This window comes from Lacimicrobium sp. SS2-24, from assembly GCF_002201535.1.
Taxonomy (GTDB): domain Bacteria; phylum Pseudomonadota; class Gammaproteobacteria; order Enterobacterales; family Alteromonadaceae; genus Lacimicrobium.
The window spans coordinates 495,969-513,659 of the sequence record NZ_NIWW01000002.1; the positions used below are offsets into that span (position 1 = coordinate 495,969).

Annotated in this window: 14 protein-coding genes; 11 read left to right on the plus strand and 3 right to left on the minus strand. The window is 53.9% G+C overall.

Translation table 11 applies throughout. The features are described from left to right. The first annotated feature begins 55 nt into the window (after window positions 1-55). The 8 genes from CCY32_RS06010 to CCY32_RS06045 all read left to right on the plus strand — a co-directional run bounded on the left by CCY32_RS06010 (window position 56) and on the right by CCY32_RS06045 (window position 10,049). The gene (locus CCY32_RS06010) at window positions 56-973 is read left to right on the plus strand and encodes an SMP-30/gluconolactonase/LRE family protein (RefSeq protein WP_246840538.1); all 918 of its coding nucleotides are present in this window, start codon (window positions 56-58) and stop codon (window positions 971-973) included. Window positions 974-1,222: 249 nt separating this feature from the next. Next, complete coding sequence (locus CCY32_RS06015) at window positions 1,223-2,440, plus strand: amino acid deaminase (RefSeq protein WP_088329721.1); 1,218 nt, start codon at window positions 1,223-1,225, stop codon at window positions 2,438-2,440. A 19-nt stretch (window positions 2,441-2,459) separates the two neighbouring features. Beyond that, a complete protein-coding gene (locus CCY32_RS06020) occupies window positions 2,460-3,311 on the plus strand; it encodes a MurR/RpiR family transcriptional regulator (protein WP_088329676.1) in 852 nt (283 codons plus the stop codon). Window position 3,312: 1 nt separating this feature from the next. Then, window positions 3,313-4,779 carry a D-aminoacylase gene (locus CCY32_RS06025; RefSeq protein WP_210401687.1) on the plus strand — a complete coding sequence of 489 codons (1,467 nt, stop codon included), beginning with the start codon at window positions 3,313-3,315 and terminating at the stop codon, window positions 4,777-4,779. Window positions 4,780-4,785: 6 nt separating this feature from the next. Further along, complete coding sequence (locus tag CCY32_RS06030) at window positions 4,786-5,172, plus strand: RidA family protein (RefSeq protein ID WP_088329677.1); 387 nt, start codon at window positions 4,786-4,788, stop codon at window positions 5,170-5,172. Between the two features lie 32 nt (window positions 5,173-5,204). Continuing rightward, on the plus strand, window positions 5,205-6,698 hold the full coding sequence (locus CCY32_RS06035; RefSeq protein WP_088329678.1) for a sodium:solute symporter family protein: 1,494 nt from the start codon (window positions 5,205-5,207) through the stop codon (window positions 6,696-6,698). Continuing rightward, on the plus strand, window positions 6,695-7,627 hold the full coding sequence (locus CCY32_RS06040; RefSeq protein ID WP_088329679.1) for a sugar kinase: 933 nt from the start codon (window positions 6,695-6,697) through the stop codon (window positions 7,625-7,627). Before CCY32_RS06035 ends, CCY32_RS06040 begins: the two co-directional genes overlap by 4 nt. Before the next feature lies 1 nt (window position 7,628). Next, on the plus strand, window positions 7,629-10,049 hold the full coding sequence (locus CCY32_RS06045) for a beta-N-acetylhexosaminidase (protein WP_168171437.1): 2,421 nt from the start codon (window positions 7,629-7,631) through the stop codon (window positions 10,047-10,049). Here the strand turns inward: CCY32_RS06045 and CCY32_RS06050 are convergent. Beyond that, complete coding sequence (locus CCY32_RS06050) at window positions 10,043-11,032, minus strand: catalase family peroxidase (protein WP_246840539.1); 990 nt, start codon at window positions 11,030-11,032, stop codon at window positions 10,043-10,045. The two genes, CCY32_RS06045 and CCY32_RS06050, sit on opposite strands and share 7 nt — an antisense overlap. A gap of 312 nt (window positions 11,033-11,344) precedes the next feature. Between CCY32_RS06050 and CCY32_RS06055 the strand changes: the two genes are divergently transcribed. Continuing rightward, complete coding sequence (locus CCY32_RS06055; protein ID WP_088329681.1) at window positions 11,345-13,672, plus strand: PilZ domain-containing protein; 2,328 nt, start codon at window positions 11,345-11,347, stop codon at window positions 13,670-13,672. 14 nt (window positions 13,673-13,686) lie between these two features. Here the strand turns inward: CCY32_RS06055 and CCY32_RS06060 are convergent, their stop codons facing one another. Beyond that, window positions 13,687-15,114, minus strand: a complete 1,428-nt coding sequence (locus CCY32_RS06060; protein ID WP_088329682.1) for an ATP-binding protein — start codon at window positions 15,112-15,114, stop codon at window positions 13,687-13,689. Continuing rightward, complete coding sequence (locus CCY32_RS06065; RefSeq protein WP_088329683.1) at window positions 15,111-15,803, minus strand: response regulator; 693 nt, start codon at window positions 15,801-15,803, stop codon at window positions 15,111-15,113. Before CCY32_RS06065 ends, CCY32_RS06060 begins: the two co-directional genes overlap by 4 nt. A 160-nt stretch (window positions 15,804-15,963) precedes the next feature. On the opposite strand from CCY32_RS06065, the gene CCY32_RS06070 reads away from it, so the two are divergent. After that, window positions 15,964-16,725, plus strand: coding sequence for a hypothetical protein (locus CCY32_RS06070; protein ID WP_088329684.1), 762 nt, complete (start codon window positions 15,964-15,966; stop codon window positions 16,723-16,725). Window positions 16,726-16,866: 141 nt separating this feature from the next. Next, window positions 16,867-17,241, plus strand: a complete 375-nt coding sequence (locus CCY32_RS06075; protein WP_088329685.1) for a PH domain-containing protein — start codon at window positions 16,867-16,869, stop codon at window positions 17,239-17,241. Window positions 17,242-17,691 lie beyond the last annotated feature (450 nt).

Consider the following 17,691-nt stretch of genomic DNA (forward strand, 5'->3'; position numbering starts at 1 on the left):
TTTTATCCGTTTTGCCGAGAATAATGCGAGTCACTCAACGCTTCCGGGTTCTCACATGAAACGCTTTTTCGCTGCCACGCCAATGACTCTCGCCTTATTCCTTGTGGGCTTGTTGTATCTGTTGCCGGTGACATCCACCTTCTCTGCTGAGCGGGATAGCCATGACTGGGTAGACGATGGCACGTTTACTCAGGGTATAGAAGGGCCCGCCGTGGGGCACGATGGCCGACTTTACGCGGTCAACTTTGCCGAGCAGGGCACCGTTGGCAGGGTAAGCTGTAACAATCAGGTTGATGGTTTCGTGATTCTGCCCAATGACTCGGTGGGAAACGGTATCCGTTTTGACCGTCATGGACGTATGTTGATAGCGGATTACGTGAACCACCGCATATGGTCAGTGGATATGGCAGATCGTGAGCTGAGTGTCTATGCCCATGAACCCGCTATGCATCAGCCTAATGATCTGGCCATCAGTGCAACAGATATGGTCTATGCCAGCGATCCCGACTGGTCTTCAGACAGCGGTCAACTGTGGATGATCGACACCGATGGCACCACCACGCTGGTGGAATCAGCAATGGGTACCACCAATGGTATCGAAGTCAGTGCCGATGAGATGTATCTGTTCGTTAACGAGTCAGTGCAACGGCGGGTATGGCGCTACAGGCTGGATGAAAACGGAAGACCCACTGATAAAACCCTGTTTTATCAGTTTAAAACGCATGGCCTCGATGGCATGCGCAGCGACAGTCAGGGTAATCTTTATATTGCCCGCTATGGTGCCGGACGGATTGTGGTGCTTTCACCCGATGGTGAGAAAGTCAGAGAATATCGCCTTAAAGGCCAGTATCCCACGAACCTGGCTTTTGGCGGCGAAGATGGCCGTCAGGTCTTTGTGACCCTGCAAAAGCGCGGCGCCATTGAAACCTTCCAGAGCCCCTATCCCGGGCGTGCCTTTACCCTCAGACAGTAGTTTACACCCTATCTGATGCGCCCTTGTCACTGTGCGCTGATAGGGTGAGATCAATTTCTGCTAACCAGCAGGGTAAGGTGCCTTGACACCGGCAGCCGGCCTCAGTAATGTGTATAAATAACACATAAAAATTAATAAATAGTTATTAAGTAACACTGTGGTTGACCACTACATAGGAAGTGGTTGGCCGTGTCACTATCCACGTCGGACAAACGCCATGAGAGATATCCCAAAATGACCGCAGCAGATATGAGAGCCCTTAAGGGGACAGGCAGTCAGCCGCCGGGAAACAGTGGCTGGCGTATCCTCGACGAGGACGTCAGTCTGCCGATCGCAACGCTGCATGAGACGGCCCTGAACAACAACCTCGACTGGATGGCCCGTTACGCCCGGGCCAGTGGCGTAAGGCTGGCCCCCCATGGCAAAACCAGCATGGCTCCTGAGCTTTTTGCCCGTATGCTGGACGCCGGTGCGTGGGCTATTAGTCTGGCCACGGCACCCCAGGTTTGTGCGGCTGCCGAGGCAGGGGTTAAACGTATTCTGATGGCCAACCAACTGGTGGGCAAAGCCAACATGCAGCGCATTGCTCAGTGCCTGAATCAGGGGCTGGAATACTACTGTTTTGTTGATTCCCCGGATAATGCCCGCGCCCTGAGCGACTTTTTTTCAGCGCAGGGTTTAAGTCTCAACGTATTACTGGAAATGGGTGTGCCGGGCGGGCGCTGTGGTGTGCGCACAGAGCAGCAGGCAATATCGCTGAGCGCCCGGATTCAGCGTCTGCAGGGGCTATCGTTGCGTGGGCTGGCATTTTATGAAGGTGTGATCGGTGGTGACGACGCCGCAGCCAGGATAGCTGATTTTGTCCGCCAGATGCGGGAGCTGGCGCTGGAACTCTATTACCAGGGGCGCTTTGCTCCCGGCACCATCAGCATTAGCGGCGCGGGCTCTGCCTGGTACGATATTGTCGCGGAAGTCCTCGATGGGCCGAGCCTTCCCCCGTCGATGCAGGTCGTGATACGACCGGGCTGCTATCTGATTCACGATACCGGTATTTACGAGCAGGCGCAGGCCGGGGTGATGGCGCGCAGCCCACTGGCCTGTAGTCTTGGTGGTGATCTGATGAATAGTTTGCACGTCTGTGCCTATGTGCAGTCCGTGCCCGAGCCTGGCATGGCGATTATTGGGCTGGGTAAGCGGGATGTGGCCTTTGATGCGGGCTTACCTACTCCACAGTGGCTGGCCCGGCCTGGGCAGCAACACCGACAGCCCGTGCCACCGGATTGGCAGCTAATTAAGATCATGGATCAGCATGCCATGCTGCAAACAGGGGCGTCGGGCGAGCTTAGGGTGGGGGATATCATCGGATTTTCTACTTCACATCCTTGTCTGACCATGGATAAATGGAAAACTATTGCCGTGGTTGATGATGAACTCTGTGTTCAGCAACTGATTAGAACTGAATTTTGATGAGACAGGGGTCTGCTAAATGGACATTGTAACGCGCATTCACAACCAGCTTGCGCACTTGCGGCCGGCTGAGCAAAAGGTCGCCCGTTATCTTCTTGAACATATTAATGATGCTGCCAGAGCCTCTATCAATGAGTTGGCTGACAAAGCCGGTGTCAGTCATGCCAGCATTACCCGGCTGGCTCAGGCACTGGAATGCAAAAATGTACGCGAACTCAAAATGCTGTTGGCGCAATCCGCGGCGGTGGGCGAGCGCTTTATTGCCGACAAGCCGGTAAACCGACAGGAGATCCCGCCGGTATACCAGGCGATTCATGACATTTTAGATCTGAATGCAGGGCTGATTAACGATGAGGCGATTCAGCGTGCCGGACAGCTGCTGACACAGGCCGGACACGTGCTGATTTTTGGGGTTGGCGGTGGTAGTACCTTTATGGCCCAGGAAACACAAAATCGTTTGTTTCGCCTTGAAGTGAAGAGCAATGCCCATAGCGACCCTATGCTGATGCGCATGGCTGCTGCCACGGTCAATAAAGAGGATGTCATTGTGTGTCTGTCACTCAGCGGTGTCAGTCCCGATGTGAAGGCCGCTGCAGAGATTGCCAAAGAATATGGCGCTCATCTGATTGCCATTTGTCCGCAGGGGCCGCTGGCGGACATTGCCGATTTGCATCTGCCGATTAAAACCCAGGAAGCGGAGTATATCTTTAATCCCAGCGCCTCCCGTTACGTGATGCTCGCCGCCATTGACATGATTGCCGGTGAAGTGGCGGTGATAAATCAACGTAAATCCAGAGAAAAGCTGCGTCGGCTGAAACATCATCTGGATGAACACAGAAAAGGCTCAGAACGCCTGCCTTTAGGAGACTGATGTGTCGAGTCTGACCCCGGACAGCATCATTCGAGACGCCCTGGTTTACGATGGCAGCCTGGCTGCGCCGGTGAAACAGGATGTGCTGATTAAAGGCGATAAAATCCTCACCCTGACGCAACCGGGGCAGCATCAGGCCAGACATGTGATTGACGCGGGCGGCCTGGCACTGGCCCCCGGGTTTATTGATGTACATACCCACGATGATCTCGAAGTGATACGCAATCCCGGCATGCTCAACAAGATCAGTCAGGGTGTGACCACGGTGATTGTGGGTAACTGCGGAATCAGCGCCGCACCGGTGCATCTCAATAACGCGATACCGGACCCGCTCAATTTGCTCGGTGAGGCAGAAGAATTCCGGTTTCCACGCTTCAAAGATTATATTCAGGCGGTCAACAAGGCGCAGCCCAATGTTAATGTGGCGGCGTTGGTCGGGCATACTGCGCTGCGCGCACAGGTGATGGACAACCTTGACAGAAGTGCCAGTGATCAGGAGCTGGCGGCTATGCAAGCGCTGTTAAGCGGGGCATTGCAGGAAGGAGCGCTGGGTCTGAGCACTGGGCTGGCCTATCACAGTGCGCATGCCGCCAGCCCCGATGAGGTTGAGGCGTTGGCATCGGTACTCAAGCCCTATCAGGGTATTTATACCACCCACTTGCGCAGTGAATTTGACGGCATTCTCGGTGCACTGGATGAAGCTTTCACACTGGGGCGAAAGCAGGCCGTGAAAGTGATTATTTCTCATCTTAAGTGTGCAGGCAAAGCCAACTGGGGGCGGGCGCCGGAAGTGCTCAGCTACCTCAGGCAAGCCCAGACCAGGCAAGCCATTGGCTGTGATTGTTATCCCTATAGTGCCAGTTCCAGCACCTTAGATCTGAAGCAGGTGACCGGCGATTTTGATATTGATATTACCTGGTCTGAACCTTATCCGGCTATGGCCGGAAAAACCCTCAAACAGATTGCCCGCATCTGGCAGATGCCACTGCAACAGGCTGCCCGTCAGCTACAACCCGCCGGGGCCGTTTATCATGGTATGCATGAAGAGGATGTGCGCCACTTTCTGGGCTTTGCGGGCAGCATGGTGGGGTCCGACGGACTGCCCTGTGATCCCAGTCCCCATCCGCGACTCTGGGGCAGTTTCCCAAGAGTACTGGGACATTATGTGAGGGACACCGGGCTGCTTTCCCTGCCATTAGCGATCCATAAAATGACAGCGCTGTCAGCCAGTGAGTTCTGCTTGCCAAGACGGGGGTATATTCGCCCCGGGTACCAGGCCGATCTGGTTTTGTTCAGTCCTGACGAGGTGGCTGACAAGGCCACCTTCAGCGAACCCCAGCAGCGCAGCGCAGGCATTCATGGTGTTTGGGTGAATGGCCAGCTGACTTATCAGGCGCAGAAAAAAGACTTCGTTCTGTCGGGCACGGGTGCCGGGCAGTTTATCTCTGGCAATGTAACTAACAGGTAAAGGATCATGAGCATTAAACGTTTTGGTATTGATGGCGGGACAGGCACAGGCGGACAGCATTTACCCTTCGCCCGAGCCGTGGAAGCCGGAGGCTGGTTGCTGATATCCGGGCAAACGCCGATGCGTGATGGCGAGGTAGTAGAAGGTGGCATTATTGAGCAATCCCGTCTGGCCATTGAGAACTGCCTGAACATTATGCAGGAGGCAGGATATGGCCTGGAACATGTGGCACATGTCAAAGTCATCCTCACCGATGCCCGTTATTTCAGCTCTTTCAACAAGGTGTTTAAAGAGGTGTTTGGCGCCCATCCACCGGCACGGATTTGTGCGGTGGCAGACCTGGTGGTGGATTGCAAAGTCGAGGTGGACGTGACCTGTTATAAGGCGCAATAAGACGCCGTGGTAGTCGGTCTCAGGAGGCACTGATGCATTACACTTTTATCCTCGCTTTTGTGCTCTACATGCTGGCAATGATAGGTGTGGGCTGGTTTGTATCGCGCCGTAATCGTTCCGGTGAGGACTTTCTCCTGGGCGGACGTCAGTTACCCTTGCTGCTGACAATGGGCACTACTGTGGCCACCATGGTGGGCACAGGCTCCTCCATGGGAGCGGTGGGATTTGCCTATGAAAATGGCTGGGGTGGCACCTTGTATGGTCTGGGGGGCGCCATCGGTATTTTGTTACTGGCGTGGATTTTTGCACCGGTGCGTAATTTGCGCTTTATGACCATGAGTGAGGAGCTGGCGTACTATGTCGGTGCCCATCCATTAATCAAAAACCTGATTGCGGTGATTATTTTTGTTGCCTGCATCGGCTGGCTGGGCGCGCATATTATAGGTGGCGGAATGTACCTGGCGTGGCTGACGGGCATGGACATGCAGTGGGCAAAAGTGTTGCTGGCTGCCAGTTTCACCATTTATGTAGTGATTGGCGGTTATACAGCCGTGGTCTGGACGGACTCCATACAAGCCTTGATTCTCTTTGCCGGTTTTATGTTAATGGCGGTGTATTCATTAACGGCTATAGGTGGGTGGGATGCGATGATCACTGCCCAGCCTCTGGATAATATCAGCTGGCTGGCCGTTGATAAGCTCGGTCTGTTGCCCGCCGTATCCCTGTCTTTGGCGATACTGGTGGGTATTCTCGCCACGCCCTCATTTCGCCAGCGCATCTATTCGGGCAGCAATGTGCGTTCAATTCGTCGCTCCTTCGTCTTTTCAGGGCTATTGTACCTAGGCTTTTCCGTGATCCCGGCGGTTATCGGTATGGCTGCTTATGCCAGTGCTGGTGAACTGGATAATGCTTCCTTTGCGTTTCCTCATATGGCGCTGAATGTGCTGCCAATAGGGCTGGGTTTGTTGATTATCATTGCGGGGATCTCCGCCACCCTTTCCAGTGCCAGCTCAGATGCGATTGCCGCAGTCAGCGTGGTGTTAAGAGATCTCTATGCCCTGGTATCGGGCAACATGCCCCAGGCCCATCAGGTTGTATGGTTGTCCCGAATGGCATTGGTGCTGACCATTGGCATTGCGCTGGGGTTTGCCCTGACCTCCAATGACATCATTACGTATATCACCCGCATGATTTCCGTGCTGATGTCGGGTATGTGTATCTGTGGTTTACTCGGGCGTTTATGGCCCCGTTATAACTGGCAAGGGGCACTGGCTTCGTTGATTACCGGCTCGCTCACTGCCCTTGCTGTGAGCTTCTCTGAGTCGTGGACAGCTCTGTTCGGGAATCCGGTGATCCCCTCCTTACTGATGTCCCTGCTTGCCGGTGTCGTTGTCAGTCTGCTCACGCCCCGTTGCCCTGTCGCGCCGGCCCAGGCCCTGCTACGACTCGCTGAGGAGCGGGAGAAAATGGAACACGCACAACCACAAGTGGTCCTGCCTGCGCGCCCGGGGAGTCGCGAATCATGAAACGAATCCTGTTTTTCGGCGAGTGCATGCTGGAGATATCCGCACGGGGGGAAGGCTTCGGCGGTGACACGCTGAACACTGCCCTGTATTTATCCCGCTTGCTCAACGCTAAAGACTTTCAGGTGGGGTATGCCACTGCAATCGGAGACGATTCAGAAAGTGACTACTTACTTCGGTGTTGGAAGTCTGAGGGCCTGGATACCCGATTAGTGTGCAGATTCAAAGATAAGCGGCCGGGACGCTATCAGGTTCATACCGATGCGCGGGGTGAGCGGCAATTTCAATATTGGCGTGAAGACAGCGCGGTGAGGCACTATTTCGACCGTCACTCTACGCCCATGGAGCAATCGTTGGCGCAAGTGGAGTGGGACTACCTGTACTTAAGTGGCATCAGTCTTGCCATTTTACCCCATGCCCATAAAGAGCGTCTGTGGCACTCCGTCTCGGGCTTTTGCAAGGCCGGAGGCAAATTGATTTTCGATAACAATTACCGCCCTCAGCTATGGCAGCACGACGATGCAAGGTACTGGTATACACGTTTTATGTCGCTCACTCACCTGGCCTTACTGACCGATGTGGATGAACAGGCAATTTATCAGGCATCGGCGCCGGACAGCATCCTCGCCCGGTGTCGGGGGGCCGGTATTAGCAGCGTTGTGATTAAGCGCGGTAGCGCCGGTGCAACGGTAGTCTGGCATGACAAGGTTATCGAGGTACCTGCACACAAAGTGCCAAAGGTTGTGGATACCTGTGCTGCCGGTGATGCCTTTGCGGCCGGCTTTTTATCTGCCTGGCTGTCGGGTGCGCCGGTAACAGAAGCGGCGAAGGCCGGACATAGGCTGGCAGCCCGGGTCATTCAGTTTGCCGGCGCCATTATTTTAAAAGAGCAGATGCAGGACCTTATTGATGCCACGGAATTGGAGAACTGAGATGCAGCCCAGAACACTGACCACATTATTGACGCTGATGGTGCTACTGGTGCCATTCACCTCTCTGGCGGCTGAGACCTTGCCGGGCGATCAGCGGCCTCCCATTATGCCCTATCCGGCCAGCCTTACCTTCAAAGAAGGGGCGTTGCGCATTGGTGCTGAGACAACCGTGACAACTGACAACATCAGCGCGCCCCGTGCCCATTATATCCGCGCTCAGGTAGCACAGGCGCTGGGTAATCTGCGTGATCAGAAGCGGATAGCCGCGACGAATCAACCGGTGCAGGTGGTATTTCGTGCCCAAAAAGCTGCCGACAGCCTGATTCCGCAACTGAATCAGGATGAGTCATATCAGCTGCGTATCACGGAGCAGGGTATTGAGCTTGATGCTGTCACTGAGTCAGGGGTATTGCATGGGATGCAGACCTTACTACAACTTTTTGATGTTTACGGCGATACGCTGCCAGCCATGATGATCGCAGACCAGCCCCGGTTTCCCTGGCGGGGGCTTTTGATCGACAGCGTTCGCCACTTTATTCCTGTAGACGACATTAAACGTCAGATAGAGGGCATGGCCGCCGCCAAACTCAACGTACTGCACTGGCATCTTACCGATGATCAGGGCTGGCGGGTGGAATCTAAGACGCATCCGAAGCTGCATCAGCTGGCCTCAGATGGTCAGTATTACACCCAGGAGCAAATCACATCCTTAGTGGAATTTGCCGCGCTAAGAGGTATCCGGGTTGTCCCCGAGCTCGACTTGCCCGGCCATGCCTCGGCGATTGCCGTGGCCTACCCTGAACTGATGAGTGCGCCGGGTCCCTACACGATGCAGCGCCATTGGGGCGTGTTTGAGCCGCTTCTTGACCCTTCAAAACCTGAGGTTTACGCCTTTATCCGGGCCCTGACAGAGGAGTTTGCTGCCCTGTTTCCCGATCCGTTTTTGCATATCGGTGGTGATGAGGTTAACCCCTTACACTGGCAACAAAGTGAGCGTATTCAGGCGTACATGGCCCGGCATCAGTTGTCTGACACGCAATCGCTGCATGCCCATTTTAATCGTAAACTGGAGCAGATCCTGAGCAGCTTTGATAAACGCATGATGGGCTGGGATGAAATTTTTCATCCTGATTTGCCCCGCAGTATCCTGGTGCAGTCCTGGCGGGGACTGGATTCGCTCTGGCAGATAGCCAATCGTGGTTATCAGGGACTGCTCTCCACCGGGTTTTATATCGACCAGCCCCAGCCCACAGCCTATCACTACCGCAACGACCCGCTAGCACAGCCTCCCGCGCTGCCTGTGGCCGATGGCCCCTGGCAGACATGGCAATTTACCCTGCCTCGTTTAAAAGGCAGTGCGGTAACCGGTGAATTCAGTGTGACAGAAAAAAAAGGCAATATTGTGGGGTATATTCGCCTTAACAATCAGGCATCCCGTCCTTTCAGACAGGCACAACAGATAGCAGATCTGACCCGCTTTGAGCTGGATACCTGGATGGGGCCCACGCGCTTTGAGGTCAATCTTACTAATCCGCAAAAGCTCACAGGGCGGGTGTTGATTGGCAACAGCCCCTATGCTCTCAGTGGTCGCCGTATTGCCAGCGAGGCCGCTCAGACTGCGGCGCAGCAAGAAACCGCAAAACGGCTCTCAGACAAGGCGCGTGAGAATATTCTTGGCGCGGAAGCCACACTCTGGTCTGAGCTGGTGGCGCCGCATAATCTGGATCTGAGATTATGGCCGCGCGTGTTTGCCATAGCTGAGCGGCTCTGGTCGCCGGCCAGTGTTAATGATTCGCGGTTTATGTATCAGCGTCTGGCGCGGATGCACCACTATGCGCAGCATCAGGTGAGTTTGCGGCATGTCGAGCAACAGCAACGAGGCTTTGCCAGTCTTGTGGGTGAATCAGCGGACCCTCACCCCCTCATGGTGTTCAGTGAAGCCGTTGAACAGGCGCAGTATTACACCCGTCATCACCTTAAATATCAGGCAGGCGAATATCATCAGCATGCGCCACTGGACCGCTTCGTGGATTTTTTACCCGCCGAGAGCCTGACACTGGTGAAGCTGAATCAGGCTATTGCCGCATTGCCGCAAGACCCCCAGCGGATGAAGGATATCGATGCAATTCTGACAAAATGGCAGCACGCGCTACCTGAGTTGCAACACATTGTGGCTTCAAGCCCGAAACTGGCCGAGCTCAGGCCTGTGATCACTGACCTTAAGCAGCTGCTGGATGTGTCAACGCTGATTAGCCAGCAATGTGGCAAGCAGACACTGAGTGCACAACGACAGAATCTGCGTCTACAGCTCTGGCATCTGGCCAGAGTCAGGAAACAGGAACTGGTGCTGTCTTCTGCACTGGCCATCGAGGCCTTGCTCGAGGCCTGTACCGCCGCGGGGCCAGTGAGCCTGGCTCACTGACCGCTGAGGCGCTTACCAAAGGAGATGGCATAAGCGGCTGAGCGCATGCGCAGCACCGGATCGTCACTGGGTTTGAACCCGGCGGAGAGCACGTTGGGATCAAAGTTGATCGGCGTGCACTGCTCGCCACCAGCGCCACTCAGTTGTACGCGACCCAGCTCCACCTGCTCGCGGTCCTCTGGCCACTGAACAGACGGATCGGTGTTGCTATCCCCGGGCTGCCCGATGGCCGCCACTAAGCGAAAGCTCACCTCTCCCTCAGCCAGCTGACGCTTCATTCTATCGGCCAGAAAGTCTGCATCCATGTTCTGTGTTTCCTCCTCTGAGAGGGTTTTCTCGCCCAGTTCCGGTATCAGTTTCCAGCGGAATTTGGTCTGCTCTGCATCGTCTTTGTTGTAGAAGAAGGTGTGCAAACCGAAAAACGCCGTGTTGGCATAGGACGCTGCGGTTCCTGCGCTTTGCTGCCAGGCCAGGTTGGCTTTCACGCTGGGATGCTTTTCGGCATATTCCATGGTGCGCTTTGGATCGCGCTGACCCTGCTCGTCAGGTAAAAAGGTGGATATCAGGCCGAAGAAGGTCTGTGGATCTTTACCGGCAAATACCGGGAAGTTATTACCGGTAAAAATGTGGCGGCTGCCATCGGCCAGGGTGATCTGCATGCCCATGCCACGGGTGCCGGGCGCCCGTTCATCAGCCGCCGGGTTACCGCCGCCAATGGAAAAGCGCATGGTCACCGGCAATTCTCCCTGGGTCAGAAGCGGCGCATCAATGAAGTATTCGCTGGGGTTTGGCACAAAACTGCCTGATGCGCATAAGCCTCTGGCATGAGCTTTACGCACCCCGGGCTGCTTTCCAGAAAGCTGTTCAAACAGCTTGATAAAGTCATTGGCCTGCACCGGTTGCTCCGCTGCAACAGGTGCAACCGTGGCGGCAGACAATAGCGCAGCAGCCACCCCGCTAAGTGCTGTTTTGATCATGCTCATTGTTTTTCTTCCTTCAGACATAGGTAATCGTATCGGGTCTCAGCCCGATCATCATGACCAGACCGGATAAACGCTGCTGCTGTTGCAAAGGCCAGCGAGTGTATCTCAACCATGTAGTATGGCAGATAACTTTTATATGCAACTTAGTAGCGATAAAGGCGCGTTTCGGATCACCACAGGTCTGTGGCGATGGGGCTTCCCGTCGTAATTTATGATAGTAAAGGCGCAACGGCTATCTTATGATGGAACATAGTTGTTATTGATTTGTAAATGCAGGGGCGCTCAGCTTCAGCTGATAAGTGAGTTCGGGTTTTGGCGATTAGTGACGAAGCAATCATCATTAAGCAGTACCAGGCGCTTATTCGTGCGTTAATTCCCTACCAGCAACAGAATAAATTGCTGGAGGGGCTGAATAAGTTCTCCAGTCGTTTGCCCAGCCGTGTCAGAAATGTCATCAAAGAAGAGGTGTTGCGCCTCACATCCCTTACCGATGCGCCGGCGGATAACTCTGCTTTCGCCCAGTTCCCGGTGATGAAATTCAAGCACTTCGGTATTCAGATGAAGCTGGACAAGGTCGGTCAGGAAATCCTTAAACGGGAGACCGCAGTCTATCAGGATACCTACACCGTCGGTGTCTTCGAATCCGTTACCCAGTCAGAATATTACCAGTCACATGTGCGCCAGCAGCAGCAGGAAAAAATTGTTCAGGCCTTTATGCTGCAATCGCAAACCATGCGCGACATCGATTTTGGCGATGATTTGGCCCTGTGTCCTAACTTTTCTGTTGCCAGCCCTGAATTCGAAAAAGGCAAAAACTGCAGTATCGCATCGCTTTCATCGGTAGACATGGTGTTAGAAACCAGTCGTCCACCGCAACTTCGCGATGACGGTAAAGAAGATTATGTGTTCAGCTTTCCCGATGTGGCGGGGTTGTGTGGTAATGGCACCGAGATCAAGTTTGTGCTGTCAGATATCAGCTTCAATAAGGCCACCAATAAGCATGAGAGTCGCTTTCAGATAAGCCCCCACAATGATCAGCGTTTACTGGAACGTCTCGATCAGTTTGTCACAACTGCTACCACGCAGGTACCGTTGCAACGTGAGCTGGAAAAAGAGCGCACCTTGCAGGATCTGGAGCGCGACCGGATTTTGGCTCACAGTCCCTGGATCCCGATTTTTCTCAGCGAAATCACGGACGGACTGGTACCGGTTATGGCACTGCTGACAAAACACAACCGCGCTGCCAACCCAGCCTTCGAATCAGGTGCGGACCTGCCCAATAAAGTGATCATGCAAAAGGCGTTTAAAGAGCTGCTGGAGGTGCAGGAGACCTTTGTATTGTGTGGTCAGGTGAAAACCAAAGCGGGTCCACAGGATATTGCCGCCACACACCGGGAGTTACTGCGCGGAAAACTACTCGGACAATTTGTGACCAAGGTTATGGAAACCGGTGTGTTTCGGGTTTTCCATTTTCGACTTAAGTCGGTGCGCAGCGAAGAACGGCAGACCGCCTTTGGTACCCATGACATTCTGGCCTCCGATTATCCGGAGCTGAATCAGCTCACTCACATTTTATATTGTCGTGATGTATCACAGTGGATCACGCAGCTGGCAGAGACCAAGCCGGTGCCCTTCAGGCCCTTCCCCAAATCATTTATTAATAATCAGGATAAGTATCATCTTGATATTCTGATGGAGCAGGAACTGGACAGGCGCAATGAACCCCGCTACATGCTGAACAAAGAAGCCTCCGTAAAGTTCAGCCTGTTAACCAGTTACGAGGGGGCGGTGGTGGATATCTCTGCATCCGGTATGCACGTGAAACTGGGGGGCGAGGTTATGACCCCGCCGGACAAGGTCAAAGTCAGTATACCCAGCCTGAAGTTAAAGGGAGAAAGGTATCAGGTGGTGTCCTTCGATGGCGAGACTGGTAGCCTGAGACTCCGCGGTGATGCGGTCAAAGACAGTGAAAAGAGCCTGGTGGGGCGCTTGCTGGACAGAAACAGCCAGTATTTCAGCGCCCGCGATATTGTTCGTCAGCAAAGCAATATCCATCGCTTTATCTGGGAGCTGGCGATGCGCCACGTCCCCTCGATAGCCATTCTTACCACGCAGAATCGCTACACCATTGGCCGTCTCAAGACCCTCTATGGCTGTGAGGATTCGGTGGATATGGCGCCCTTTTCAGAGTTCAATCACCAGGCCTCGGTGCATGGCTTTTTTGCGGACAAAGGCGCCACCAAACCCAAGTCACAGTTACTCGATCAGATGCTGCGTAACGGGCGACCCGAAGCTCACGTTATTCACTGTGTCAGACACAAAGACAAAGGCACCATTTACATTGACGAACAGGACTTTCTGTTTGGTGAGCTGCGTCAGAAAATTCACGACAATATCTGCAAAGACAAAATTACCGTGTATGTGACCCAAATCACCTCACAGCGCTGTGAAGCAGAGAATTTTCTTACCAAAAAACGTCTCGCCCAGCTCTCCCGCATCGACAAAGACAGCTACGAGAAACTCAAAGATGCGCAGCAGGGCTATACCCATGTGTTGTATATCAACAATATTTCGGTCTTTCACAATGCGTTGCTCAGAGCCGGCGTCGTGCCGCTGAAATCGAAGAAGTCCTCTGCTTAGCGGCGATGTCCCGCTCAATCGAGAGCGGGCTCATCGTTTTTTTTCTCACCACCATTAAGCGGCAGCGTCAGTGTCACCTTCAGGCCCGATGGCGAGCGGTTTTCGGCGCGGATATGGCCACCATGGGCCGCTAATGCTGCTGAGGCAATGGCCAGGCCAAGGCCCGTTCCACCGGTTTCCCGGGTGCGGGCATCGGAGGCCCGATAAAAGGGGCGGAATATCGCCCTCAGATCTTTTTCTGCCAGACCGGGGCCGTCGTCCAGCACGCTCAGATTCAGCCTCGTGTCAGTGTATTCACAAATCAGAGTGACCTCAGAACGGGCATAGCGCAGCGCGTTTCTCAGCACATTTTCCAGGGCACTGTGTAAGAGCCGGTGATCCGCCTGCAATACCAGGTTATCCGGACCTTCGCAGGTAAAGGTAATACCGGATTGATGGGCTTCAAAGCGAATGTCCTCACACAGTGGCTCGAGTAAGCTTTTCAGCGGCAGCTTCTGTCGTTCGACAACCTGCTGAGACGCATCCATTCTGGCCAGGGTCAGGATTTGTTCGAGCATGCTGTCTATGCGGTTGGCTTCTTTCTCGATGCGGTCCAATTCCGGGATCGCTTGTTGTTCGCGCTGATGGGCGATACCAATCGCCACTTGTAAGCGTGCCAGCGGAGAGCGCAGCTCATGGGAAATGTCTGCCAGAATACGTTTCTGACTTTCCACCAATGCCTGCAACTTGATAGCCATTTCGTTAAATTCGCGGCCCAGTTCGCCCACTTCGTCATGACGATGGGCCACTTTTTCTGCGCGGGTGTCGAGGTTACCTGCGGCCATTTCCCGGGTCACCTGCTTTAGCTGGCTAATGGGACGCAGAATTGACCAGGCAAGGGCAAAACACAACGCGCCGCTTAACCCCAGAATCAGGACAATAAACAAAACCGGCGTTTCACTGATACGCCTGAGCAAACCCGGTGGTCGCATCTTTCCTGCAAACAACAAGTAGTCCTGACCGCTGAGCGTCAACGTCAGCGGTCCGGTGAACTGCCAGTTCAGGTTTTCTATCTGGAGCATCCCCTGTTGTTCACTGAGCAATAAAAAAGGCTCGAGCTCAAATCCTCTGGGAGGGGGAAAACTGCTGATAAAACGCTGCTGTGAGGGGGAAACCAGTAGCAGGTCGCTGCGACTGCGCTGACTCAGGCGCTGCAACATGGGGCGCAGTGGTGGGGTCGCGCCACCGCGCCGTTGCGTCAGCTTGGTGAGTCCGGCAGCTGCCTCTTCAAGCACTGTTACCTGAGCGCTGTCCGCCTTAGCATAGCGCAGTTGTTCACTCAAATGCCGGGAGCCCAGCAACGTGGCAAGGATAATGATCAAGGCGCTGAACCAGAACCACAAAAATATCCGGCCAAACAAGCTATTTACCGGGTTGAGCCGTTGCCAGCGCAAGCGACTCACGATTGTCTGACCATCATATAGCCTGATCCTCTGATGGTTCTGATCATATCGTGGGGCTGAATCTGCGCCATTTTGCGGCGAATATTACTCACATGCATATCGATACTGCGATCAAATGGGGTCAGTTTGCGCCCCAGTACTTTTTCACTGAGCTGCTCTTTGCTCACCAGCTGACCGGCATGCACCATTAACAGCTGTAGCATACTGAACTCTGTGCCGGTGAGCGTCAGAGGGGTGTTGGCCAGGCTCACATGCTGAGCGGCGGGATCAAGGTGCAGGTCATTCACCTGCACGGGCTGAGTTTGTGCCAGAGCGGGCAATTGCTCCAGCCGGCGTACAATGGCTTTGATGCGGGCTGAGAGTTCTCTGGGATTAAAGGGTTTGGGTAAATAGTCATCGGCCCCTAATTCCAGTCCGAAGATGCGATCAAAATCATCGCCTTTGGCGGTTAGCATCAGTACCGGCGTGAGATGGGTGCGGCGCAGTTGCTTGAGCACTTCGAATCCGTCCAGCAGTGGCAACATCACATCCAGTAGAATCAGATCGAAATGCTGACCACCGGTGGCCAGTTCCAGTCCCTGTTGACCATCATGGGCAATGGTCAGCTGATATCCCTGTGGGGTCAGGAAGTCCGTCAGCAATTCTGTCAGCTCATGGTCATCATCAATCAGCAATATAGAAGTGTTCATCGGCGTATTTCCGGCTATCTGTCTATGCTGATACTACCGCTGTCGTGACTCTGATAACAGGGCCCATTAAAGGCTTTACACAAGCTTTACACTGCCTTTGCGTTACTTTGCATTGCAATGCGTACACTGCAAAGCGAATCAAGTAAACCAGGAGTTAACCATGAAATCATTTAAATTGTTGTTACTGCCTATTACCCTGAGCTTAGGGATCAGCGCAATGTCTTATGCACAGCCAGGGCACCATTCGCCGCTGCGCGAGCAGCTTCGTCATCTGCAACTCGACCAGACACAACGCGTTGATGTCAGAACATTGCTAAAGCAATGGAAAGGGGAGCGCGAGGTGTACGCCGGTGATAAGTCCGTACTGCGCGAGATCATTGAGGCGCCAGAGTGGGATGCAGAGGTTGCCAAAAGTGCGTTGCAGCAGCTGACCAGTGAAGAGAAAGCCTGGGCCAGGGCGCAAATGCAGCAGGCGATCTGGAATTTGCTTAACGAACAGCAGCAACAGCAGCAACAGCAGTGGCAGGCCATGCTGCAAGAACAGCCGCCGCGTGAGGGACCTGATCCGTTTAGCGGACGCTGGATGAAACGGCTGAACCTCAGTGCACAACAAACAGAGACACTGAGTGCCCTGAGAAGCGAGGCTTTGGTGCATAAAGCTGAGGAACAGCAACTGAAGCAGACGTTTATGGCGGAACAAATGCAGCTGATTGCTGACGGGGACTTCAATCAGAGTGCGTTCCTGAGCCTCTACCAGCAATACCAGCCCAGGTTTGAAGCCCTGGGTGTAGAAAAACTCAGGCATCGGCACCAGTTTTTCCAGCTGTTAGAGGATGAGCAGCGTGAGGTATTGCAGCAGGTGATGCGCAAACGTCAGCACGCTGAGGGTAACAAGCCCCCCAGGCTGTCATCCAAAAGGTAGTCTCAGTCAGCCGGGTATGGCGCGCCAGCCCGGCGCCTTATGGCCCGGTCAAGACTGGCCGATGCATTCCCTCATTGTGGTCCTCATGCTATAAACATATACGCCGCCACAGGCGTTTTTTGACAACGTAAGGAGAATACCATGGGGTTGTTAGACGGATTAATGGGTAATGCTGCCGAAATTGATGCCAGTGAAGTCAGTGATGAACTGACCCCCATACTGGGTGAAAACGAGGTGATTGCCAGAGTATTTAAAGAAATCCGCGACATGTATGTGTTTACCAACAAGCGCCTTATTCTGATTGATAAACAGGGACTGACCGGTAAAAAAGTAGAGTATTGCTCGGTTCCTTATAAGGCCATGACCATGTTTACACTGGAAACCGCCGGGCATTTCGATATGGATGCCGAACTTAAAATCTGGGTGTCCGGGCAGGGCAAACCCATCGAGCGGGAACTGAAGAAAAATACCGTGGTCGGTATTCAGCAGACCCTGGCCACCTTCTTACCTGGCTAAAACGTGAAGGGCTTTTGCACCCTGGTAGCCGATTTTCGGGCTGTTATCGTTAAAGCCAGAGGTGTTAGCGCGGTGAACGACGCCAATCTCTGTCATGCCCGAGTGTGGTTATCGGGCATCAAGTGCCTTTTGCCTGCGTTGTTTAAGGTCACTGGATTCCCGCCTGCGCGGGAATGACGAGTTGGAGCGTGCGAATGAGGACGAGGGCGCGGGAATGACGCCAATCTCTGTCATGCCCGAATATGGTTATCGGGCATCCAGTGCCTTTTGCCTGTGTTGTTTAAGGTCACTGGGTTCCCGCCAACAGCATACGGGAACGACGGGTGAGTGTGTATTCCGTTGTAGGTTTCTTTATTTCATTGTCATCTCCGCGAAGGCGGAGATCCAGCGCCTTTGTCGTCATGCCCGAATGTGGTTATCGGGCATCCAGTGCCCTTTTACCTGTGTTGT